General features: G+C 59.1%; 19 protein-coding genes. 4 read left to right on the top strand and 15 right to left on the bottom strand.

The window, feature by feature from the left end:
* Nucleotides 1-200: 200 nt before the first annotated feature.
* Together V1277_RS27645 and V1277_RS27640 are read right to left on the bottom strand one after the other, a co-directional pair.
* A complete protein-coding gene (locus V1277_RS27645; RefSeq protein ID WP_334419033.1) occupies nt 201-6,053 on the bottom strand; it encodes a hypothetical protein in 5,853 nt (1,950 codons plus the stop codon).
* A 241-nt stretch (nt 6,054-6,294) separates the two neighbouring features.
* A complete protein-coding gene (locus tag V1277_RS27640) occupies nt 6,295-7,179 on the bottom strand; it encodes a WYL domain-containing protein (RefSeq protein WP_334419032.1) in 885 nt (294 codons plus the stop codon).
* Between the two features lie 377 nt (nt 7,180-7,556).
* Here V1277_RS27640 and V1277_RS27635 point away from each other — a divergent pair, with 377 nt between their 5' ends.
* The 3 genes from V1277_RS27635 to V1277_RS27625 all read left to right on the top strand — a co-directional run bounded on the left by V1277_RS27635 (nt 7,557) and on the right by V1277_RS27625 (nt 10,154).
* Nucleotides 7,557-8,630: a ComEC/Rec2 family competence protein gene (locus V1277_RS27635; protein ID WP_334419031.1), complete on the top strand. Its 1,074-nt coding sequence runs from the start codon at nt 7,557-7,559 to the stop codon at nt 8,628-8,630.
* Nucleotides 8,623-9,387, top strand: a complete 765-nt coding sequence (locus V1277_RS27630) for a hypothetical protein (RefSeq protein WP_334419030.1) — start codon at nt 8,623-8,625, stop codon at nt 9,385-9,387. Before V1277_RS27635 ends, V1277_RS27630 begins: the two co-directional genes overlap by 8 nt.
* Before the next feature lie 287 nt (nt 9,388-9,674).
* A complete protein-coding gene (locus tag V1277_RS27625) occupies nt 9,675-10,154 on the top strand; it encodes a toll/interleukin-1 receptor domain-containing protein (RefSeq protein ID WP_334419029.1) in 480 nt (159 codons plus the stop codon).
* 245 nt (nt 10,155-10,399) lie between these two features.
* Here the strand turns inward: V1277_RS27625 and V1277_RS27620 are convergent, their stop codons facing one another.
* Nucleotides 10,400-10,639, bottom strand: coding sequence for a helix-turn-helix domain-containing protein (locus tag V1277_RS27620; protein ID WP_334419028.1), 240 nt, complete (start codon nt 10,637-10,639; stop codon nt 10,400-10,402).
* A 90-nt stretch (nt 10,640-10,729) separates the two neighbouring features.
* Here V1277_RS27620 and V1277_RS27615 point away from each other — a divergent pair, with 90 nt between their 5' ends.
* Nucleotides 10,730-11,125: a hypothetical protein gene (locus V1277_RS27615; RefSeq protein WP_334419027.1), complete on the top strand. Its 396-nt coding sequence runs from the start codon at nt 10,730-10,732 to the stop codon at nt 11,123-11,125.
* Nucleotides 11,126-11,140: 15 nt separating this feature from the next.
* Here V1277_RS27615 and V1277_RS27610 read toward each other — a convergent pair whose 3' ends face one another.
* The 12 genes from V1277_RS27610 to V1277_RS27555 are packed head-to-tail and all read right to left on the bottom strand — an operon-like array spanning nt 11,141 to nt 23,116.
* Nucleotides 11,141-11,374 carry a DUF2274 domain-containing protein gene (locus V1277_RS27610; RefSeq protein WP_334419026.1) on the bottom strand — a complete coding sequence of 78 codons (234 nt, stop codon included), beginning with the start codon at nt 11,372-11,374 and terminating at the stop codon, nt 11,141-11,143.
* A 1-nt stretch (nt 11,375) separates the two neighbouring features.
* Nucleotides 11,376-12,662 carry a TrbI/VirB10 family protein gene (locus V1277_RS27605; RefSeq protein WP_334419025.1) on the bottom strand — a complete coding sequence of 429 codons (1,287 nt, stop codon included), beginning with the start codon at nt 12,660-12,662 and terminating at the stop codon, nt 11,376-11,378.
* On the bottom strand, nt 12,659-13,684 hold the full coding sequence (gene trbG, locus V1277_RS27600) for a P-type conjugative transfer protein TrbG (protein WP_334419024.1): 1,026 nt from the start codon (nt 13,682-13,684) through the stop codon (nt 12,659-12,661). Before trbG ends, V1277_RS27605 begins: the two co-directional genes overlap by 4 nt.
* A complete protein-coding gene (trbF, locus tag V1277_RS27595; RefSeq protein WP_334419023.1) occupies nt 13,681-14,385 on the bottom strand; it encodes a conjugal transfer protein TrbF in 705 nt (234 codons plus the stop codon). Before trbF ends, trbG begins: the two co-directional genes overlap by 4 nt.
* A 3-nt stretch (nt 14,386-14,388) precedes the next feature.
* Nucleotides 14,389-15,549 carry a P-type conjugative transfer protein TrbL gene (gene trbL, locus V1277_RS27590; protein ID WP_334419022.1) on the bottom strand — a complete coding sequence of 387 codons (1,161 nt, stop codon included), beginning with the start codon at nt 15,547-15,549 and terminating at the stop codon, nt 14,389-14,391.
* 11 nt (nt 15,550-15,560) lie between these two features.
* Nucleotides 15,561-16,316 carry a P-type conjugative transfer protein TrbJ gene (trbJ, locus tag V1277_RS27585; protein ID WP_334419021.1) on the bottom strand — a complete coding sequence of 252 codons (756 nt, stop codon included), beginning with the start codon at nt 16,314-16,316 and terminating at the stop codon, nt 15,561-15,563.
* 28 nt (nt 16,317-16,344) lie between these two features.
* Nucleotides 16,345-18,924, bottom strand: coding sequence for a conjugal transfer protein TrbE (trbE, locus tag V1277_RS27580; RefSeq protein WP_334419020.1), 2,580 nt, complete (start codon nt 18,922-18,924; stop codon nt 16,345-16,347).
* On the bottom strand, nt 18,918-19,175 hold the full coding sequence (locus V1277_RS27575) for a VirB3 family type IV secretion system protein (protein ID WP_334419019.1): 258 nt from the start codon (nt 19,173-19,175) through the stop codon (nt 18,918-18,920). Before V1277_RS27575 ends, trbE begins: the two co-directional genes overlap by 7 nt.
* Nucleotides 19,175-19,540, bottom strand: a complete 366-nt coding sequence (locus V1277_RS27570; protein ID WP_442894522.1) for a TrbC/VirB2 family protein — start codon at nt 19,538-19,540, stop codon at nt 19,175-19,177. The genes V1277_RS27575 and V1277_RS27570 overlap by 1 nt, the downstream gene beginning before the upstream one ends.
* Before the next feature lie 17 nt (nt 19,541-19,557).
* Nucleotides 19,558-20,541, bottom strand: coding sequence for a P-type conjugative transfer ATPase TrbB (trbB, locus tag V1277_RS27565; protein ID WP_334419018.1), 984 nt, complete (start codon nt 20,539-20,541; stop codon nt 19,558-19,560).
* Nucleotides 20,534-21,085: a CopG family transcriptional regulator gene (locus V1277_RS27560; protein ID WP_334419017.1), complete on the bottom strand. Its 552-nt coding sequence runs from the start codon at nt 21,083-21,085 to the stop codon at nt 20,534-20,536. The genes trbB and V1277_RS27560 overlap by 8 nt, the downstream gene beginning before the upstream one ends.
* A gap of 12 nt (nt 21,086-21,097) precedes the next feature.
* A complete protein-coding gene (locus tag V1277_RS27555; protein ID WP_334419016.1) occupies nt 21,098-23,116 on the bottom strand; it encodes a conjugal transfer protein TraG in 2,019 nt (672 codons plus the stop codon).
* Nucleotides 23,117-23,445 lie beyond the last annotated feature (329 nt).

Here is a 23,445-nt window from a genome sequence, read left to right as displayed (position 1 = left end):
CTCTACCCGCGCCAGAAAGATCTACCGTCTTCCACTCTAAGGTCCCGCGCAGATCGACATTTGCAATTAGATGCCCGTGCAAGCCCGTTGGGGCCGTAGAGGGCAACGCCAAAATGATGGATCGCCCCTCTTCAAGAGCATCCACCACGTCTGAAATGAAACTATGTGGGCCTGGAAGGGCCCACCATATTCGCCCCAGCTCAGTCTGCATGGTAGCTCAGATGGTCCCTAACGAGCGGATTGACGAAAATTTTCGACCCTACTTGGAAGAGCGATCCCATCCAAACGCCGTAACGAACTAAGCCATCGAGGGACATGGGTGCTTGTCCCGCGAAATCTTCGTCAACAATTACTTTTAGATCGCCTTCGTTGATCGGCGACCACCCCGCTATTGAAACGAAAATCGGCTCTAGATCTGGCGAGACGCCAAAGTTGCTTAGGAGTCCCGGCCGGCGACCGAGCTCCTTCTTAACATCAGCTGCCGCGATATCGACATTTTCGCCCCGCTCCTGGAGCGAGTTCACCAGGCGGTACACTCCCTCGCCGGAATAGCCGGCCGCCTCAAGCACCTGAGTGCGAAGCCCTGGAATATCGCAATCGCGCCGCTCTCGTTCCAAAAGATATGAGCGGAACGTGCTCTCGGACCAAAGCTCCACCGATTCGAGACCGACTTCGTCGCTCAGGTTGGGTTGCTCGGCCAAAATCCGCGCCTGAGACGCGGCACCGACAAAGACAATCCTCACGTTTCGTTCGCGAAGTTCGTCAGCAGAAGCGTTTGCGCGCCGAACCCACGACATGTCCCAAGCAAGTGTGTTCGGAACGAGAGCGACGCGAGTTTCGGCGAGTGAAGAACGCCCCCGGCCTGCGGCCTTCCGCAGCAACTCGTCGACGTTTCGCACACGCATGACTTCGACCGAGTTATCGGGCCGGATCGACCGGAGTGCTCGCTCCATATTGTCTAGTCCGGTTGCCGAACTCGCAAGAACAATCGAGATACGAGAAGAGTCCGCCTCCATAAGGCGGTACTCCTGGGCCGGTGTCAGAGGCGACGGCACTCCGCGGGTAGCATCGAGCATGCGCCGCTGCGTACTCCGATCGCGGCTAAGCGGCTCTCGACTCTCAAACTGCAACAATTCTTCGCTGATCGAATCCTTGGAACCAAGCATTGTGACCAGGTTGGGCGATCTCAGCACGAAACCTTCCCTACCCTGCTGTGACAGTACGCCGAGCCCGACGAGCTCTTCAAGAAGCGCGAGAAACGCTCCGGGCGTCCGATTCTCAAAAAGCTTTGGCGCCCATCCTAAACAAAGCCGTCCAACCTCATCCGGCTTCATGGGAGGAGCGACGGCACCGAATCCGGTCTGCTCTATCGCAGCATTCGTTATTACCAGCGTAATCAGCTTGTACCTGTCGTCGAGATCCAGGCTCAGCCGGAAGCGCTTGTTTATCTCTTCGCTAAGCGTCTGATTCTTATAGGCAGCTTCCAAATCCTCGCTAACGATGACGAAAGGGGGACCTCCGCGATCTTGCTTGTTGGTCTTCAACAGGTGATTCAGCAATTCGCGGCAATAGAGCTGGACCAATGCCGGATAGTAATTCGTCTGCGAAAGAATTCGAAGCGGCAGAGTAGAGGATTGAAACTCAAAACCTAATGCCGCCAACGGTTCGGTTACGAGCCTAAGACCTTCGTTTCTGTCCTTGTCCACGAACGGTCCGATACATATCGGCGTTCCCAAATGACCGAGGCTTTGATTGGGGGTGGTCGCGGTCCGTTGGACATTATGAAGACCGGCCATGACCACCTTGAAGCGACCTTCCGTCCCTTCGAGAAGCTGTCTTAGCCGCACGACATTGCGGTATTTGTTTTCTTCTTCCGCCAGAAGAAAAACATCGGTCTCATCGAGCATTAGAATGATTTGTCGCGAGCTCTTTCCCGACAAGAACTTCCGAATATCGTCGACAACGTCATCATCCGAAATACTGCCAGGCTGAACGCTGACCCCGGCCTCACGAAGCTCGGAAGCCAGCCTTTGCCAAAATCGCGAAGCATATTCATTCGTCTGCCCGATATCATTGATATCGATGCACTTCACGAAGACATCTTCGTGTGGCTTGTGCTCTTTCCGTTCGACGTCGCGCAATAGTGACGACTTGCCCAAACGCCGGCCGCCGAACACCAGACTTCCTCCTCGGCGAGCAAGTATCTCACGTCTTTGTTCCGCACGTCCGTAGAACATCTCGGGAGGCAGTGGCGTGATTTCGTTGTACGGATTGTAGCGAATGAACGCGCTGGAAATATTGAAAAATGCCGCCAACCTGTCGCCTTGAATGAAGGCGAGATAGGCAATCAATGCGTCGTCGACAGCGATGCTCTGGTAACCATGATTATGCGCACGATGCGCGAGCTCCACTCGATCGGCATAACCAAGAATGCTCGTATAAAGATGGAATGTGGCGCGCTGCTTGGCGGCGTCGCCCTGCATGTGCTGGAACAGCTCGATCGTCTTGAGCTGCCCCCTGAGCACTTCGACGAGATAATTGCCGTCAGCTTCAGATCCAAATAGGGGAGCGAGGAACCCATCTGGCACTAATAGGCGAGAGGAGGAAAGGTAGTAGCGGAATGATCTACCTGCCCCCTTCAGGTCGTCTACTTGTTTGACATCGAAGCTCAAGCCGCCCACGAACAATCGCTCGATTGCAGATGCGATATCGTTTGACGTACGAATGTCGCGCCAGGCTTCGAGCATTCGGGCCGCGTCTTCACGTTGGGCAGCCGTCATAGAGCCAAGTTCGAATAGGCCCGGAATTGGATCGGCTTCCCGCTTCAAGACCGCCAAGGCGATATCGATGATCTTCTGTCGGTTTGAGCTAAACTCGCGCTCTAGGTTTGGCAGGAAGTCATTCATGTAGTCGAATAGAGGGGCATTTGCGCGCGACTCTCTGGGAAGATCCTCCCCATCGCGCAGCAGCCGCAGATATTCGTTTGCGGTAATGATGTCCTTGGCTTCGAGAAGCTTGTTGATCCTGTCGATGGCGACCGGCTTTGCAAGCCCCTCGGACGCCAACTTCTCAACACTCTCTTTGAGTTGGGCGCGTACGGTTTCGAACTTCTCGTCTAATTGCTGCTCCACCCCCACAAGAGTGTCCCTTGCGGCGGGAAAGTCCGCCGCGATGCTGCCGCGCCCCTTTTGTTGCTCGAGAATGTCGTCGGATTTCATGTCCATAATTGGCAATCGATCCACTCGAATTCCGCGAACTCGGGTTTCGAGCGCTCTTTTTTCCACGTCATTGATGACATTGAGCGCGATGGCCATATTGATGTGATCCCGGGCCGTTGCTTGCAGCCCGCCCAACTCTCCGCGCAGATCACGCACATCCTCATCGCGTCGCGTATGCTTGAGGGTCAGTTCGGCCTTGGACATACCGAGCGTCTCGAGCTCGTTGATGATTCGTCCTGTCGGAATATGAGCCCCCGCAACCATATGTTCCTGAAAGGCTCGATCGAACTGCTCGAGCAACGGCTCCGGCTCGTGCTCCGCTAATTTGATAGCGCCCTCTATCAGCGCCTGCTTGTCATTCGGATCGGGATCCCAGCCGCCTGAGAAACGAAGGCTTGGAATCAGGAGCAGTTCCCGTCCAAGCCACCTGTCCAGCGGCACGTCCAATGCTGGCGGATTGTACTCATCGAACATCCCCACGAGTCGATCGATCGCACTCCGAGCAACGCGCAAGGCGGCTCGCTCGACGTTCGTCTCGGCGTTGTGCAGCTTCAGAAAGCTCTGAGCCTGAAGCAGGTGCTCCCGAAGCATCCCAGTGAAACCATCCACTCCGGAGCTAACACTTCCACCCGATTTGGCCGGCGCCCTTTGCAGATGTCGCAGGCACCTTTCCAGAAAAGCAGTAGACGCAGATAGATTGTGTAGAAGGTTGCTTCGGGCGCGCCCCTCTAGCCGGTGAGCAACCTTAGGCGCTCCGCTCTGTTCGATAAGATCGTCAATGTTGTTCTGGCGAAGAATTCCGATTGCGAGCCTAAGCTGTTCAGCGGCCCGCTCGCCCGTCCCCGCGAAGGCCCGCATAACCTTCCCGATGAAGCCTCGGTTCGAGTCCATGATAGCGGTCCACGCAATTTCAGCCGGCCTGAAATTGCCGAAGCCGTGATAGATCTCTTCATTATTCTTCCAGTCGGCGGCTGTTTCTTGTAGCGTCGCCAGGCGTTTTCTCCAGAACTCTTGCTGGTCAGCCTTGGATAGGCTCTCGGGGACCAACATTGCGCTAAATCGATCTGCTTCCGACAAGTGCTCTACGAGCCTGTGCAGCGGCGCGGCAGACCCAAACTTTCCTCGAATATGTCGCTTGACGGCGTTTCGTGCCGTTGACGCTGGCATAAACAACGCCGGAAAAAGCAAGCCCGACAGTAGATACAGGAGCGTAGCCCGCTCCCTTGAACCAGCGTGCCAGTGGATGTCCAGCGTGTGAGCCGCAAGGGCCATGCAGCAGCTCATTACCGGTTCTGGTGGCACGTCGACAACTTCTTGCGCCGCAGTCGTGAGCGCAAGAAGCTTGTAGACATCCAGATCGGCATCCTCGACGGAGCTCGGATACAATTCCTTTAGCGCTTCGGCTAGTTGGCTTGCCAGCGCGTGACGTCCTCGCGCACTGAGCTCATTGAGGGCGTTCCAACCTTGCAGGACTAGTTCAGGGGTCGCATCAGACGGCGGGGGCTCTGTCGGGTCCACCAGGGCTGCCATACCAGGCTGCTCTTCGACGTCTTCCATCGTAGAAGGTTCGTCTGGCTCCGATTTGAGCGGCTGAGCCTCCGACGGTTCATCTTCTGGAGCCTCGACAGGAACCGTCTCCGCTTCAGTCGAGAAAGACGAAACCGGCTCGCCTTGGGAAACCACAATCGCACCGAGCCGTTCGGTGAGCGCCGCACTGCCATTCGCAACTTGGACCAAGCGGCTTTGACCACTGCGCATCGGACCATCTAGTTCGGCACGCCGCGTTACGGCAGCAGCCAGGTACTCGCGTACAGCTGCATCATAGACCGCCCGCTGTTGCTTCCATTCGTCCGCCAGCGCGCCGAGCTTGGCCGCAATCGAGGCGATTTCAGTTGCTTGCTCGTCAGAGAACCTGCGCTCGTTCGCCAGCCCAAACCATGAGCTCAGCTGCGCCTTGTCAAAGGCGCCTTCCGCAACGTCGGCGTCCGGAACCACCGCGAGAAGGGCCTTGAACGAAAGTTCAACCTTAAGCGCCGCGCTAACGTTGAGCTCGCTGTGTTGCTTTGCGCGTGCCAGAAGCGCGTTTGCCCGCTCTACAAGGTCAGTCGCGAACACAAGATCGGGCTTCTCCGCGCCCGTTAAGCTTGCGAACCATGCTAGCTCTTGAAACCAGGAGAATTCGACGTCCTCGATGGTGCATATTTCCGCCATGTCAGCTTGCTGCGCCGCGTCGACACCGGTTTCAAGCGCGTCATCGCCTTCACCTGTCTCACAAACAGACTTTGCCGGCCACTTCCTCTGATATTCACGCGCGAACCTCATCAGATCAAGCCAGACCTCGGTATCGTCGTTCCACGTAATTGCATCAGCGCTCAATCGACCCCGCAGCACTGAGGCCAAGGTAAAATCCTTGAGCAGCTCCACTTGCTCCTTTGCGATTAGTATCTCAGCGATGAAGGCAGTAACTTCGTCGTTCTGAACGGCTGGCCGCGAAGCCCGCGCCTTGAACTCTCTGAGGCGGCCAGCCTGACGCAAGACCTCGATGGCTCTTTCAAAAATCGGCTCAAATAGTTTTCTCTTTCTCTGAGCTGTATTGAGAAGGCGAATTCCGCTCGGAATACCCAACGCGCGGTGCACCTGCTCGACGAACCCAGCGTGGTCGAGCTTCCCCTGGGGCCAATCGGCAATGAGCTTACGGCACTTTTCCGAAATGTGCCGGATGTCGGAAGGCTGGATGTTTCCGATATTAGTCGCGACCCAGGTAGGGGTTGCCAGAATCGGAACTTGAATAGTGGGTTTCAATACGTCGTCGACGCTTGTTTTGTCAAAATCCATTCCGTTGCCCCCTAGCCCATCTCGCTCTCTAGCAACTTAGGGACGTACTTCCAACTTATACCATCGGCTGGAAACGGGCCTAATCAACCCGTAGTTTTCCTGCGACATTCCATCCTAAAGCCGATGGAACGAACCGCAAATGCGGAGTCACGGAACGCCACCGGTGCTGATTTAAGCCGAGGCGGCTCAGAGTAAGAACCCAACCGCTGTCTCTGCCACTATCCTGCAGAGCTCCAGCCCATCAAAGTTGAAGTTCAGCCCGCTCTAGTGCAGCTTCCGTCGCTTCGCGGTTGAGCACAACGATATGCTGTGTCTTGGGATTTGACTTGCCTGCGTCGCCTAGCAATCCAAGTCGCTTCAAGACGTAAAATAGCATTGCGTATCGCACCTCTAATGTCGCGCGCCCATTTCTCATTCCGTAATCCTTCGCAACGACAGCTTGTTGGCTGGTCGTCAGCGCCGGATGCGGTCCAATTTCCACAGCGAAGGCATCTCGCCATAAGTGGTCGACAGTAGCGGAACCACCGGGTTCGCTAGGATCCCTCGCTTCAAGTATGCGCGGCAACAGGAAATCCTTGAACTTCTTGTCGAGGTGGCAAAATGCCCGCGCGTGCCAACGAAATCCGTCATAGCCAAATGCATGCGGCGTCATTCGGCGCCATATCGCATTAGCGCGTTCAGGGTTCATTGACTGGTAGTAAATTTCAATAGAGCGGTTCTCACGTATCGCATCGATGACTGCTCGCAGCACGATAGGATCGACCTCTCGTCGCGGAGTCAGAGCAATATCCATCTGCGGTGGATTGGCGATCCAGGATTGGCCAGGTTCTATAAGCCCCTCAGCGATTGCGCGCAGGCGCGACAGATAATTGTCTGGATCTGGCTTGAGGAAAATCGGCGCGAATTGCGGGCTCGCGATGTATCGCTTCGCGCTTTTGTCGTAGATCGCGTTTTGAGGCGCGCGCTCCTGGTACAACGTCAGATCCTTGGAGGCCTGCGGAACAGAGACGTCGAACATCTCAATGATGTCCGAGCGATTGACCCCGCCCTCCCAGAACAGCCGGAACTCTATGAATTCGAGCCGCCGTTCCACCCCCCATCTTAATTCCGCCGCGCCTTCTGCCATCAAGTTCACTCCGTCCGATACAGATCAAAACTATATGGACATTCAAACTATTCTAGTGTAGTTAGTATCCTCATCAGCAGGTTTCTCGTCAATAGAGACCGGCGCAAAACATGAGGAAACACAATGGCAAAGCGCGGGTCGAATCAGGAAGTCACCAGCAAAAAGGCGGCCAGCGCCGCTTCCCGGATCCTCCGGAGCCCCAGGAGCAGCAAAGCCGCAAAGACGGCGGCGGGCTCGACCCTGACCCAGCGTCCGAACAAAAAGTAATCACGGGGGAAGCGGTCATGGATCCCACCGGGATACTCGCCCGAGTTTTTCTCGTCTTAGGAATCGGAACAACGACCACTCCATAGGGTGGCCGAACGCAGGAGTCTGCAATGCCTTATGAGATTGATTTCCTCCGCGCTGGAGACAGCAACGGCGACGCCATCATCATCAAATACGGCGACACCAAAGACGGGAATTTCTCCCTTAACCTGATTGATGGCGGCTTCACCGACACCGGCGACGAAATCGTTGCCCATATCAAGAAGCACTACGCCGCAAAGGCGAAGATCGCCAATGTGGTGTTGTCACACGCCGACAACGACCACGCTACGGGCCTCATCAAGGTGCTCGAATGCGAAGATTTCACGTTCTTCGACCTGTGGATGAACAGACCCTGGGACTATGTTGATGACGTTATTGACAGCTTCCACGGTGCCTACACGCGCGAGGGGCTGATCAAGAAGATGCGTGAGATGCATCCGTATCTCGTCGAGATGGAAAAAATCGCGGCGAAGCGCGGCATCACTATCAGGACTCCGCTGCAGGGTGCGAAGATTGGCCCGTTCACGGTGCTCGCGCCGAGCCGCGAGCGCTACATCAAGCTCATTCCCGATCTGGACAAGACCCCGCCCTCTTACGCCAGCGCGTCCAAAGGCATCTTCGGCTCTTTGGTGAAAGTGGCATCGGACGTCGCTCAGAAGGTGTTGGAGCGCCTGGATTTCGAGACACTCGACGATAATCCGCCGGCAACGTCAGCCTCCAACGAGACTTCGGTGGTGCAGTGGGCCTCCTTTGGCAACAAGCGGGTGCTCTTGACCGCGGACGTCGGTCCCGAAGGCCTTGCCGAAGCGGCTGACTACGCCGAGCAGATCAGCCTACTGATCCAGCCGACGCTGGTGCAGATCCCGCACCACGGTAGCCGCCGCAACGTGACGCCGACAGTGCTCAACCGCTGGCTTGGCCGTTATCCCGCCGAGAATCAGGGACACGCCATCGCCTCGGTGGGAAAAAACGCCGACATTTACCCCCGGAAGCAGGTCGCTAATGCGTTCACGCGTCGCGGCTACAAGGTCTACGCCACTCATGGCGGCTGGATCAATTTCGTCCACGAGTACGATAGGCGCGCTGGCATGCAGGATGCCGACGTCATTCCGTTTAGCCCGGATGTCGAAGACAATGACTAAGGTCCTGCCCAAGTTCGACAAGTACACCCTTTACGCACGTCTCTTCCCGGCCGTCATCGCGGCGGCTCCGGCTATTGCACTCGCTTGGACCGTCATCGCCGGCAAGGAAGTCCGGTTGGTGCAGGCCATCGCCGGCACAGCCTTAGCCGTGCTGCTGATGGTATTCGCCGATATCGCCAGGCGCAGGGGCAAGGCGATCGAACCTCGCCTGATTGCGCGGATGGGCGGTCTGCCAAGCATCACCATGCTGCGGCACCGTGACCCGACGTTTGACGCGCCGACCAAAGCCCGGATGCATGCATTCCTGGCAGAAAAGCTGGCTGAGGCGGCACCAACCGCGGAACAGGAGGCGGCCGACCCTGAAGCCGCGGACGGCTTTTACACGCGCGCCGGCAATTGGCTGCGCGAGCACACGCGCAACAAGAAGAAGTTCGACATCCTGTTCAATGAAAACATCACCTATGGCTACCGGCGCAATCTGTTTGCGCTCAAGTGGCCGGCCTTGATCCTGAACATCCTGATCGTCGTCGGCAGCGCCGTTTATTTGTGGGTGCAACAAGGCCCGCTTGATCTGCTGCCCGTTTTTGTGATCGCCTTCCTGCACGCAGCCTATCTGGCGACCTTCTCAACCCGGTCGGCCCTCGAAGAGGCGTCCCGCACCTACGCGCGCCAGCTGCTGCTAAGCACGGAATCGGCAGAACTTCGGAAGCCGCCGCCTGCGGCCGCCAAACCGCGCACTCGCAAGAATGAAGGCTGAAGGGCCTGATGCTCTCGCGACCTAGGTCGTGAACCTATCAACCGAATTATGGGGAATGGTGGAAAATGGCTAGATGCACAGCGCCAGTAGAAGGCCATCGCTCAGCGAGCGCTGCAGCGAACTGCCCTGCATGCCGTGGCCGCTCTGGTCGCTTCGGCGGCTACAGCAGCTACCGGTCGTACTCGGCCCCGTCCTACTCCTCGTCGTGGACCAGCGGCAGCAGCGGGAGCAGCGGCGGCGGGTCCGGCGGCCGCGTCAGGGCGAGATGGTCGCGAGCGGGCTCGTCCGTGACGTACACGCCTGCCGAGGTGCGGGCGCTCACTCCGGTCCGCGAGAACGTCGAGAAGCAAGCGTCCCTGGACCTTTGGGACGTCTTTCTTTGCCATGCGTGGGACGACCGGCAGGGGGCCGCCAAGGAACTACACGACCTGCTCGAATCACGTGGTGTCAAAGTCTGGTTCAGCGAGAAGGACGTTGGCCTCGGCGTGCCGTTGCTCCGCGCCATCGACAAGGGCTTGGCGAACTCGCGGATTGGGATCGTGCTGGTGACCCCTGCGCTGCTGCGGCGTCTCCCAACAGAAGGCATCGCCGACAAAGAACTTTCGGCACTCCTCGCTGGTGAGCGTCTCGTTCCCGTTGTGCACCAGACGACGTATGAAGCTCTCCGCGAAGTTAGCCCTCTGCTCGCCTCGCGAAGCGGCCTGAGCACCGCAGAAGAGCCGATGGCAGACGTTGCATCCAAGCTCGCTGAGCTGGTCGCCCTCTAGCTCTATTGCCGGGCTGGCCGACCCCACCTCGCACTTATGTAATGGCAGACGTAAGCAAGAAGCCGCTGTTCGAGCCCCGTTGTGGCCCAACCCTGTCGATCACATTGTCGCGAATAGATGGCCCGCCGGCCGCCAAAAAAACCGTTTGAAAAACCGTTTTAGTCGGCGCTTCTCAAACGGTGAATGCGGCTAAGTACTTGAAAGGCTTGGTGGGCGCACCAGGGCTCGAACCTGGGACCCGCTGATTAAGAGTCAGCGGCTCCGCTAGCCCGCCGCCGTCGGCGACGAAACAGTTCCTCAGCGTCGACACTCAAAGCATTGGCTATCCGCTCAAGCACCAAAAGAGAAGGATTTCGCTTGCCGGTTTCGACGCCACTTAGATACGTCTGATGGAGCTTGCACATATCAGCCAGCTCCTCCTGGCTGAGTTTTTTTGCTCGGCGCAATTCCTGAATGTTTAGGCCGACTCGGTCCTGCAAGCGCATGCAGGGAAAGCAGAAGAAACTGCATCATCAGCCCATAGACTATGAGTCATAAAATGGATAGATTCGCGTGGCTGGAAAATAGAGAGATTTATGTCGCCAGATCCGGTAGAGCCGCGTCTTGGTCCCTTTGTCGAAAGTGGCCAAAGAATTACGAATGTGGGCTATCGAGACGTATTGACCGGGCAAGTTGTGGCCTCAGTCGAGATTCCGTCCGAGTTGGTCGAACGTGCCGTTCTCGATCGCGTTTCGGTGGAAATCGCGTTTTCAAGCGACGGACAGGTTGCATCAGCCGCAACTGGCGGCGGGTCGGCCTCTTCAAAAAAAGTGATCCATGTCGACGAGCTGGTCGAAACATTCTTGACCAGCAATAATCTTCACTTGGAGGAGGCGACGGTATTCGATTTGCGAAGACTTCTTGAGAGACTCGAAAAGTCGGTCCGAGCAGTGCAGCGATCGATCGCGCAGCTTGAGGAGGCGACGAATTGAACCGCCCGCGCGCTTTCAGGACGGGGAAGCTTTCGGCCTGCGCCCTCCTAACCTACTGTTCCTCCTGAAATCCGGATCGGCCTCGAGAAATGCCTCGAGCATGAACGGTATCAGCTCCCCGACCTCCTCCTTGCTGCCGTAAGTCTCCGCATAGAAATCAGCGTACTCGCGCAGCCGTTTTGCAAGGCTCGGAGCCAACACGACACTTATCTTAACCGGCATCCGGTCGGGCAATTTCGCAAGTTTCATGTCACCACCGGCCGTTAGCTACCGATTGAACGTCTCGGTATGGCTTCAGAACCAAATCCTTTGAAACAATCACCCGTAGCGGCCAACCCGGCCGCACTGTAATTGTCGGCTGCACGTCGAGCTGTCGCTCCACTAGGCGCTGCCCTGCCCGATTGGTCGTTTGCTGAGTGCTTTGGCGTAGCGCCTTGACGAGATCGCTCTCGTCGTTGCCGATCGACAGTTGGGTCCCCACTCCGATCAGCGTCGCCAGAGCTATGCCCTTGAGCATCTGCCAGGTGTGGAAATCCACCTCATCCTCAAGCCCGGCGTAACCGGCGACGTCCGTAGCCGGAAGGTTTTCGATCACAATCGAGTTTCCGTTCGGGAGGATGAGCCGTTTCCACACAACCAGGGCCCGCTTCTGGCCGAAGGCAACGACGCTATCGTACTTACCAACGAGCCGCGTTCCCTGCGGGATCAGGAGATGCTCGCCGGTCACTGTGTCATAGACGTTTTCGGTGACTTGGCCGATCGTGGCGCCGGGCAGATCTGAGTTCAGCCCCGTGACGAGGCTAGCTGGAATGATCGACCCGGCCATCACGGCATAGGTCGATGGTGCTGGTTTCAGCGCATGCGGGTTGGTGGTCTCCGTGTCGGTTCTTGCTCCCGCGAACGCGAGCTTTCGAGCCTGCGACGGGGGAATGATCTCGCTGGATCTGTCGATCATCGCCTGGGCGGTTCGAGCTAATTCGGCAGCAGACGGTCCTGTATCAGGGGCTTGAGGCCGAAACGCAGAAGGAGAGTTGGTCGGCACATCAATCGTGCTCGCCTGCTTACGGTTGTCGTGTTTCTCCGACAGCCGGAAGAATAAACCCGACTCCTTTGCCTGTTGGGCAATACGCGCCTGGCGGATCCGCTCGGCTCTTTCGGCATCCTCCTCTGGATTGGCGTGAAAGCCGCCTTCCGATGTCACGCCGGCCTTCTTTTCGGTTTCGGCAAAGGCCCGGCCTATGTCCCCTGGCGACGGCGGTCCAAGCCGCGGCGTCGATGGCGCAAGGTCTTCATAGGACTTCGGCAGCTTGTTCAAGCCTTCGGCCGTTTGCTTCCGATCGGTGTTGTAGAGTTCTGCCCGCTCAGCAGACTTGAACGCGCCCGGCGGACGGAGCGCCATGATCATCGCACCGGCAATGAGCAGTGCGACGACCGCGCAGCCCATCATGAGAGCGCGTCTATTGAGGCGCCGAATTGGCCGCGGCCGCGCCCGCAGTTCAAGTGGTTCTGGTGGATCCTGATCCAGCCCGTTCGTCATGAAGCGCTCCCGGTGCTGAAGGCCTGCGATACCGGACGGGCATCGATACGAATGATCCGGACGATGCGTTGTGGATTTTCTCCAAGGCGGAGCTCGGCGGCACCGAACATCCGGTCGACGATGTAGTAGGAGCCACGGACTCGATAATTGACGAGATTCGCGCGGCCATCCGCTCCTGCGACAAACAAGGGCGGCGCTTCACCCTGTGACAGACCGGATGGCATCTGGATGTAAACTTTGCGGCCGTCGTCGAAGGCCCGCAATGGCCGCCATGGCGGGTCGTCACCCTCGATGCGATAACGGAAATTCAGGCTGTCGAGCCGCACACCGCGATCTGCAATCCGCTCCTCGTTTTGCTGAGCGGCCGCGTTCTGCTTGTGAAGGGCAACCAACGTATCTGTCGGATACGTCCAAGAGATGGACGCCATATAGGTCTGTTTGGTCGAGACGAGTTCAAGGTGATAGGCCCGTCGGTCGGTCAGGACCACAAGGTTGGTCTGGATATCCGGAAGCGTCGGTTTGATCAGGATGTGAACCCGCCGGGCGCCGCCCTGCCCGCTCATGGTATCGCCCACCACCCAGCGAACGGTGTCGCCGGTTGAGACGTCGATCAGTTCCTCGCCCGGCTGAAGCGCGATAGTTGAGACCTTCTCGGGACTCGCATAGAGTCGGTACAGTGCGCCTTGCGTCCAAGGATACACCTGGATTGCATTAACGTATCCGGCGCGCGTCGGCTCCATCCGCGCAGCCTTGTTGGCCTTCGCGATCGCTTGCTCAGGCGGCAGTTTTTCCTCCTTGGCGCCCTTCCTCGGATGGGGCTTTAGCTGGCCGGGCAGCGGCAAGACCTTGGGCGTTTCAACGATGGCCACCTCCTTCGGCGGATTGGTTTCGGGAAGAGCTTGCTCAAACGTCATTTCATCGTAGGGCGCTTCAAGGTTGAGCTTGGTCGCGCACCCGCAGAGCATGAGGGACAGGGTAAGGACGCTGGCCGACGCGAGCTTGGTGGGGGCAGTTGCATTCATTTGATGTCTCCGATGAGGTCGCGCGACCAATTGAGCGAATGGACGTAGAGGCCTAGAGGATTCTTGCGCAGCGTCTCGGCATCCTTGGGCGGCTTGAGAACCGTGGTGACAAGGCCGGTGAAGCGCTCCGTCTTTGCGATCGAGCCGTTCTCGTAGGCATTCTCCTTCCAGCGGATCTCGAAGCTGTCGCCGGAAGCTCGCACCACGGAGGTGACTTCAGCAGTCACCGTCTTGGACCCTATTTTTGTGAACGGGTCCGTCTCCCGCGCATAGTCGTTCAAAGCCTGTGCACCGCGGTCGGTCGCGAAATCGTAGGCGCGAAGCCAATTCGCCCGGACAATGACCGGGTCAATCGAGAGCGAGCGGACGTTCTCGATAAATCGTGCGAGAAAATGCGCGATCTGCGCATCTGACGGCTTATAGACTTCCATCGCCGGTCCGACTGCACGGACCTCACCGAGGCGATCGACCTCGACCACGTAGGGTACGACGCCTGAGCGGGCGATCTGCGTGAAGATCGTCAATCCAAGCACGCCAGACAGGCCGATCGCCGCCAACGCCGCTAATCGCCAGTTGCTGGCCTGTACGCGCGCGGAGCCCAATCGCTCGTCCCAGACCTGGGCTGCTTTCTGATAGGGGGTCACCGGCTCAGGTGTCTCGCCGTATCGAACCGACGGACGTTGAAAGGGGTGCGTTGCCATATCTCATTCCTCCCCCAGTTTCGGACCCGAAGAGTGACCGCCCTTGTCGCCCTCCTTCAGGGTATGGACGGCAATCTGCGCCGCCTCCTTCGCGTGTCCTCGTCCTGGCGATGCGTATGCACGGAGCGTCCCTGAGGAGGTTGCGGTGCGCGTGGCGTCACTAGCGGCATTCGAAACTTGACCCGCCGCAAGGGCCTGGGATGACGTACTGCCAGTTGAGGATGCCCCCGCTAGCGATGCCGCAGAGCGGACCGCAGCCATCGAACCACCCGCTGCGGCACGCAGACCACCTACGGCCGCCGCTCCGCCTCCGATCGCGATGGCCGCAGCACCCGCCATCGTTCCCGCGGCTGCGCCGGCGCCGAGCTGGGGCGCACCCGAGACCAATCCCGCGGCAATGCTCGGACCGAAGATGCCAAGGCCAAAAAGCGAAAGAGCTGCAAGCAGCAAGCTCATGGCCGAAGCAATGTCGATAGGCTTCGTCAGGGTGCCTGCAAGTTGACCGAAAATGGTCGATCCGATGCCGATGATGATCGAAAGCACCATCACCTTCACGCCGGATGCGACCACATTGCCGAGCGTCTTTTCCGCCAGAAACGCGGTCTTTCCCCACAACGCGAACGGTATCAGAATGAAACTCGCGAGCGTCGTCAGCTTGAACTCGATCAGCGTGACGAACAGCTGCACCGAGAGTACGAAGAAGGCGAGCACAATCACAATCCAGCAGAACAGCAGGATCAGAATGGTCGGCATGTTGGTCAGGACGTCGAAGCCGGAGAACTGACTGGTCTCTTCCAGAAGCGGATGCGCAGCCGTAAATCCGGCGGATGCGACAAAACCCGGCCGCATCAGGTCAGCCGCGCTCAGCGAGCCGCCTGATGCCTTCAGTCCGATGCTTGAGAAGGATGCAAAGACAATATCGGCGAGGCTCTTGAAGTTACCGATAATGAACGCGAAGGCGCCGATATAGAGGACCTTTTTGGCAAGCGTGACCAGGATATGGTCATCGGGGCGGAAGCTCCAGGCAAGTCCGGCAAGCGTCAGGTCGATGCCGATCAACGTTGAACTCAGGAACGAAATTTCGCCGGACAGAAGACCAAATCCTGAGTCGATGTAGCGCGAGAAGGTCTCGGTGAAACGATCGATGACGGAAAGATCGGCCATGGCTCCCTCACCTATTTTCTGCCGCTGTAAGCATGGCCGTCGCCAATGAAGCGGATGAACCGCTCCTTTGCGGCGGTCGCTGACGCCTGCTGCTCGGCCGCTCGTAGCGTGTCTGCGCGCGCCTGGGTTGCCATCAGCGCCTGTGTCTGCAAGGACTGCTTGATTTGCAGGGCAAGCAGTTCGTTGCCCGACTGTTGCGCCTGAAGGGCACCGACCGCGCCGGACGAAGTCGCCATGAGCGTTCGAAGCGTCTGGCCGTCCTGGTCTTGAGTGCCGAGAATGACCGATTGAATCGTGAGCGACTGCTTCAAACCCTCGTAGCTATTGTCCCACCGCGTCGTCGCAGCCCGCACCATCTTGTCCGACGAGACGGTTGCTGCGTATTGGCGAGGATAAATCGCTTCAAAATCCTGCCGGGTTTTCTGAACGTCAGATGAGATACCCTTTGCCTGGGTAATCAGGCCGTTCATCTGATTGATTGTGGATGTGAGTTGACCGGCGACACTCGTTGGAAGACTCGTAAGGTTCTTGCCCTGATTGCGCAGCGACCGCGCCTGGTTTTCGAGGCTTCTGACCTGGTTGTTGATCTGTTCAAGCGATCGAGCAGCGGTCAGGAGGTTTTGGCTATAGTTCGATGGATCGAATACGACGGCTTGCGCTTCAAGGCGTCGGGCTCCATTGACGGCAATGACGAGCGACAGCGCTATGGCCGCGGCCGCTCTTAACGTACGGCGCCGATTTGGCGTGCTGAAGATAGCTTCGAGCATGGATAGCTCCGTAGGGTTGAGATGGGGCTCAGGCTTTGCGAGCCTGTTCAAAGGTGCTGATCAGGTTAGCTGCCCAGTGCAGGCCTCGTTCGGCGAGATAGCGCTCGGCAAAATGATGTGGGCCGGTACGGGACAAGACCGTTTCTATGGCGCGCTGATCATCAGGCGTGGATGCCGCAACAAGTGCGAGCGCCACCGGTCCAAGGCCCAGCTCAAAAAGGCGGTTACCGGCGCGGGACTGCAGATAGTAGTCGCGCTTGGGAAAGGCTTCGGCGATCAGGCGGACCTGAGTGTCGTTCAAACCGAACCGGCGATAGGTCTCGGCCTGGGTCGGCTCGAGTGCACGCGGGTTCGGCAGGAATATCCTGCTGGGGCAGGACTCGATAATTGCAGGCGCAATCTGGCTGTCGGCGACGTCGGCAAGTGACTGGGTGGCGAAAATGACGGCCACATTCTTCTTGCGCAGCGTTTTCAGCCATTCGCGGATGCGGCTCGAGAACAGCGGGTCGTCGAGAAAGACCCATGCCTCATCAAGCACCAGCAAGGTAGGCCGGCCGTCGAAGCGGTCTTCAAGCGTGTGGAACAGATAGGTGAGAACGGGCGCGACCAAGCCCGGCAACGCCATCAGTTCTTCCATCTCGAAAGTGAGAACGTCTGCACCCGAAAGCCGGTCGGCGTCCGCATCCAGGAAGCGGCCGTAAGGTCCTTCGAGCGTGTAGGGTTGGAACGCCCTGCGCAATGCGTCACGGGCGAGCAGCGCCACGAGACCGGTCATTGTCCGCTGGGACGCCGGTGCCGAGCCGAGGCTCTTGAGCGCTGACCAGAGCGTTTCCTTGACCTCTGGCGTGACGGTAACTCGCTCATGAGCGAGCACGCCGCAAAGCCAGTCGAGCGCCCAAACGCGCGCCCCTTCCTCCGCGACATCCTTTAGCGGCTGAAAGGCGATACCGCCTTTGACGCCGAGCTCGTACCAGGCCCCGGACAAGGCGAGCGTGGTGGCGCGTGCCGAACGGCCCTTGTCAAACGTAATCACTTGCGCGTTCGGATAGCGCCGGAATTGAAGGGCAAGCATCGAGAGGAGAACGGACTTGCCTGCCCCGGTCGGACCAACAATGATGGTATGCCCGACGTCCCCAGCGTGGAGAGACAGCCGAAACGGGGTCGCACCCTTGGTCTTGGCGATCAATAGCGGCGGTCCGTCGAAGTGCTCGCAACGCTCCGGCCCGGCCCATACATCCGACAGCGGACACATGTGGGCCAGGTTCAGCGTGTGAACGATGGGCTGGCGGATATTGGCATAGGCTTGCCCGGGTAGACCGCCGAGCCAGGCCTCCACCGCATTGATACTTTCGCGGATGACCGTGAAACCACGGCTATTGATCACGCGCTCCACCGCGCGGATCTTCTCATCCGCTTGCCGTGCGTCCTCGTCACTCACTGTGACGGTCGTGGTGACATAGCCGAACGCGACCAGATCATCGCCAAGCTCGGAAAGCGCGGCGTCGGCATCAAGAGCCTTGTTGCTGGCGTCGGTGTCGAGCAGCGCCGCTTGCTCGTTGAACATGACCTCCTTCAGGATCGCTGCAAGCGACTTCCGCTTGGCAAACCATTGCCGGCGGTAACGCGACAGCGTCGCGCTCGCCTGCGTGCGATCGAGCGGAATAAACCGCGTTGCCCAGCGGTAAGCAATGCCGAGCCGGTTCAACTCATCAAGCAACCCCGGAAAGGTGACCGCCGGAAAACCAAGGACAGTCAGCGCGCGAAGATGACTGCGCCCGATTGCCGGCGACAATCCCCCGGTCAGCGGCTCGTCGCTCAAGAAGCAGTCGAGATAGGCCGGAATTTCTGGAACGTTGACGGCATGCCGCTTGGTCGAGATGCAGCTATGAAGATAGGTCAGCGTCTCCGCATCGTTGAGGGGCGAGATTTCGGGCAAGACCGACGACAATAGATCGATCGCCCGGTCGGTTTCCTGGATGAACCGCTGGAGATGATCGCAATAGCCATGCTCGCCTCGAGGAGGTTCTTGGCTGGCCTCCATAGTGGCGCAATGGTCATCGTTTGGCTGCTCTTTCTGTTGATCAACATCAACGACAGGTTGGCGACAACGGCGTGTGTCTCTATCCGCCGCGCCTTCGCCCTTCGGGCGTTCCAAGAACATGCTTTCAAGCCGCGAGATCCCTTCGGCCGGCGGCAGATACATCAAAGTAAGATGCAGTACGCTCTCAAAATGCTGTCCGCGAGGACGCAAAGGATCCTCCCAGGCAACACCGGCAGCCCCCTCGAAAGCAGCGCGCCGTTCCTCATCGACCAACCAGGATACGGGGTCCGCAAACTGCGAGCGCGGATATTCGGAGGCCGGGATGCGCGTTGCGTCAAAGAACAGAGCCCATCCCGAACCGAAGCGCTTCAGTACGTTGTTGACGCGTGAAGCAACGCTCATCAGTTCGGCCTCGGTTGCACTATCGAGGTCCGGACCGCGGTAGCGGATCGTGCGCTGAAAGCTGCCATCCTTGTTCAGGATCACGCCCGGGGCGACCAGACATGCCCATGGCAGCCAATCAGCCAGACGGTAAGCGTGGCTGCGGAATTCTCTCAAGTTCAGCATGTAAGCCAGCCCTTGTGCTTGGTGTGGCGAATTGCGACTTCGACAAAGGCCGGGTCACGTTTGGCGAGCCAGACCGCTATGCTGTGGCCGATGATCCAAAGCACCGCGCCCGCCAGCCAAAGCCGCAAGCCAAGCGCCAGCACGGCCGAAATCGTACCAATCAGGATGGCAGCGGCGCGCGGCGCGCCGCCGATCAAAATGGGCTCGGTCAACGAGCGATGAAGCACGAGTTCGAATCCTTCCCCCCGCATCAGATCAGTGCCCCGCCACCGAACGAGAAGAACGAAAGAAAGAACGAACTGGCGGCGAAGGCGATTGAGAGGCCGAACACGACCTGGACCATCCGCCGAAAGCCGCCTGAAGTGTCGCCGAAGGCGAGCGATATGCCGGTCACGGTGATGATGATGACGGCAACGATCTTGGCGACGGGCCCCTGCACAGATTCGAGCACGCGCTGGAGTGGAGCTTCCCACGGCATCCCCGAACCCGCTGCATTGGCCGCTGAAGCCGTGAAGAGCATGCAAACGGCAGCCGTACCGAGTTCAGCCAGAGGAGATCCCGGTGCCGGACACCAGCGAAGGCGCGAACGCACGTATAGACGCAGTCGAATGGGCATTTTGCAGTCTCCGTTGGTCAGGGACGATGAGCGGTGTTTGGAAGTCCGGGCGGGGTTTCGAGCAGGTAGTCGCCTGACGGATCAAGGCCCTTGAGTTCGGCGACTGCCTCGATGCGGCGTGCGGGACCCCGCCCTTTGATGAAGACGATCAGGTCAATCGCCTCGGCGATGAGACGGCGAGGCACCGTGGCAACCGCTTCCTGGATCAACTGCTCGATCCGGTAGAGCGCGGCCCGAGCCGAGTTAGCGTGGACCGTAGCGATTCCGCCGGGGTGACCAGTATTCCAGGCCTTCAGCATGTCGAGGGCTTCGGCCCCTCTGACCTCGCCGACAATGATCCGGTCGGGGCGCAAGCGGAGCGTCGAGCGCACGAGGTCGGCAAGGCTCGCCACGCCCGGCTTGGTCCGCAGCGTCACTGCATCCCTGGCATCGCAACGCAGCTCGCGGGTGTCTTCAATGATGACCACCCTCTCCTCAAGGCCGGCAATTTCCGCAAGAAGCGCATTGGCCAGAGTCGTCTTGCCCGAGCCGGTTCCGCCGGCGACCAAGATGCTGCGCCCTTCTGTGACCGCGGCCGTCAGCACCTTCGCCAGCACCGGCGAGGCAATCTGCGCCCTGACGTAGTCGGCCAGGCGAAACGTCGTTGTTGCTGGCTTGCGGATGGCAAAGCATGGCGCGAGCGAAACCGGCGGCAGGACACCTTCGAAGCGCTCACCCGTCTCAGGAAGCTCTGCCGAGATGATTGGCGATGACCCGCCGGCCTCCGCCCGGACATGGCTTGCGACCAAACGAATGATCCGTTCCGCTTCCTGCGCTGTCAGAACCACACCGGTGTCCGACCGACCTGTTCCGTGCCGATCAAGCCATAGCTTGCCATCCGGATTGACCAAGACCTCGACGACATCAGCTGCTTCCAAAGCGAGTGCGATCGCCGATCCCATTGCGGTTCGCAGCATGCCGCGGCGGCGTTCGCGCGTTTCGGGCGAGAGGAGATCAGACATTGCCGAGCTCCTCCCGCCCCGCCGGAGACGGCTCCGGCTGCTGGCCCGTCGCATCCGGCGACCGGGATTTGGATGCGGCCGCCTGGGAAGCGCCCAATGGGGCGCCCTCCTCGATGTGCCGCATGAAGAGATCCGGATTTGAGGTGCTGACCCGCTCCATCACATCCGCAACGAGCCTGCCTCCAGAAGCGACACGCTTGCCAACCTGGGCGACAAACATCTCGAACCGCTCGCGTCCCAGTGCGCGCGCCGCCTCCTGATCTCCTGAAGGCAGCGGTGGCGTGATGGTCAGGTAGTAGCGGATGAAGAGCGCGATGGTCTCCGCCATGACAGAGAGATCGCGATCGGTTCGCTCGAGCTGCCGGCTCATCCGGTCCAGCCTTCTGATCAACGCTGCATCGCCGCTCGCGTCTCGCTCGGGATTGAGGAACCGATCCAGCGCGGCATCCACGATAGCTGATTTGTTCGTTCCCGGGCGGCTGGCGGCAAGCTCAAGCCGCTGCGCCACGCTATCGGAGACATAGGCTGACAGTTTTGGCTTCATGAGGAGAACTCTTCAGAATGAAGGGAGGAGATCGTCATCATCGCGGGTGACGGCGTGGGCCTGGCGGATGGTGCTGGACGCATCTGACGCTCGTTGCATCTGGCTGCGATCGGTGGCCGCATCAGCGTCATCGTCGAGCAATCGCTCCTCGATGAGACGCACTTCGCTCGCTTGGGATATGGCTTCCTCAAACAAGGACAGTTGCGGCTTGAGACCACTCTCCTCGCTGCCCGCCAGCATGAGCTCGCGGTACGGGGTTGTTGCGAGGCGAGGATCGACGGGACGGACCTGGCCGCCCCAATCATCGGGGCGTGCCACCGGGCGGTCGGCATATTGTCCGTTGCCAAGACGTGGCGGTCGATGCAAGCGGCTTACAAAGTTTGCATCCTCATAATGCCGGAGCTTGTAGGCCCGGACCGGTGCAAGGCCCGAGACGAGGACGATTGCCTGGTCCGGCGGCAATTGCATCACCTCGCCAGGAGTAAGGAGCGGCCGGGCAGTTTCCTGGCGGCTAACCATGACGTGGCCAAGCCAGGGGGCAAGCCGGTGGCCGGCGTAGTTGCGTTGCGCACGCAATTCGGTCGCGGTGCCCAGTGCATCCGAAATTCGCTTTGCCGTCCGCTCGTCATTTGCGGCAAAGGCAATGCGGACATGGCAATTGTCCAGGATCGCGTTGTTCTCGCCGTAGGCTTTTGCGATTTGATTGAGCGACTGGGCGATCAAATACGCCCGGATGCCATAACCGGCCATGAAGGCGAGCGCGCTTTCGAAGAAGTCGAGCCGGCCGAGCGCTGGAAACTCATCCAGCATCATCAGGAGCTGGCGCTGGCGGTTGCCCGTGTTCAGCGTTTCGGTCAATCGGCGGCCGATCTGGTTGAGGATCAGCCGGATCAGCGGCTTGGTCCGACTGATGTCCGACGGAGGTACGACGAGATAGAGCGTGACCGGCTTGCTGGCACTGACCAGATCAGCAATTCGCCAATCGCAGCTTTCGGTATTTCGGCTGACGATGGGATCGCGGTAAAGCCCTAGGAAGCTGACAGCCGTCGAGAGGACGCCCGAGCGCTCGTTCTCGGATTTGTTCAGCAGCTCCCGCGCCGTCGCGGCGACCACGGGATGAACTTTCGGCTCGGCCTCCGTCCCAAGATGGTTCGTGGCCAGCATGATCCGCAGCGTTTTCTCAAAGGACTGCGCGGGATCGGCCAAGATCTCGGTGACCCGGGTGAGCGTCTTTCGCTCTTCGGCATAGAGGACGTGGAGGATGACGCCGACAAGCAGCGAATGGCTGGTCTTCTCCCAATGGGTGCGGCGTTCGAGTGCTCCCTCCGGGTCGACGAGGATATCGGCAATGTTCTGGACATCGCGGACCTCGGCCGCGCCTTTGCGGACCTCGAGCAGTGGATTGTAGCGTGCGCTTCTTGGATCAGTCGGATTAAACAACAGGCAATGCGAGAAGCTGGAGCGCCAGCCTGCGGTGAGCTCCCAGTTCTCGCCCTTGATGTCATGCACGACCGCGGACGAGGTCCAGGACAACAGCGTCGGCAGCACAAGCCCCACGCCCTTGCCTGAGCGCGTTGGTGCAAAGCACATCACGTGTTCCGGCCCGTCATGGCGCAGATAGTTGTTATCGAGCCGACCAAGAAAGACGCCCTTTGCGGCGAAGAGACCAGCAGCCTTGATCTCCCTGGAGTTTGCCCAGCGCGCCGATCCGTAGGTTGTCACGAGGAGATTCTGGCGCGCCCGCCAAACCGAGTTGATGATCGCAAACAGCGCGCCTGTGACCCCGCCAGTCGCAGCTATGGCGCCGCCCTTTTCAAAAATCTCAGGCGCGTAAGCCTCGTAGGCGAACCACCATTCGAACAATCGCCAGGGCAGATAGACGGGATAACCGGCAATCAAGAACCACGGGGCACCCAGCCGCTCCTGAAATCCGAGGGCTGCGGCGGTCCATTGGGTCGCGCCCCAAATTGACACGACGACGATGCCGAACACGACGGTGATCTGACCGACATAGATTTTCGCTGGAAACATTCGGATCGCCCCATTCACCCACCAAGTGAACGGCACGATGAAAAGGGCGAACGCGCTCTTCGTTCAATCGAAATAAAAATTCGGACTTGGAAGAAAGAGCAATGCCGATCACGCGTTGTGCGGCGAGAAGGAACAGCGTCAAGCTTCAGCGCAAGTGATCCGACACCTCAATAAAAGGTGAACTGCCCGCTCAAATTTGATCAGTCTTCGGGCGAAACCTGATCGCAGCAAGACGGCAGGCCACGTTACCCAGACCGAGTCGGTAGACGCATAGAAGTTATGCGCAACATCACTGCCATAACCTGGCCAGCCAGGATGCACGCCGCGGC

Origin of the sequence: Bradyrhizobium sp. AZCC 1588, from assembly GCF_036924735.1 — a bacterium.
In the GTDB taxonomy this organism is placed as follows: domain Bacteria; phylum Pseudomonadota; class Alphaproteobacteria; order Rhizobiales; family Xanthobacteraceae; genus Bradyrhizobium.
This window is presented reverse-complemented; position numbering and strand designations above follow the sequence as displayed.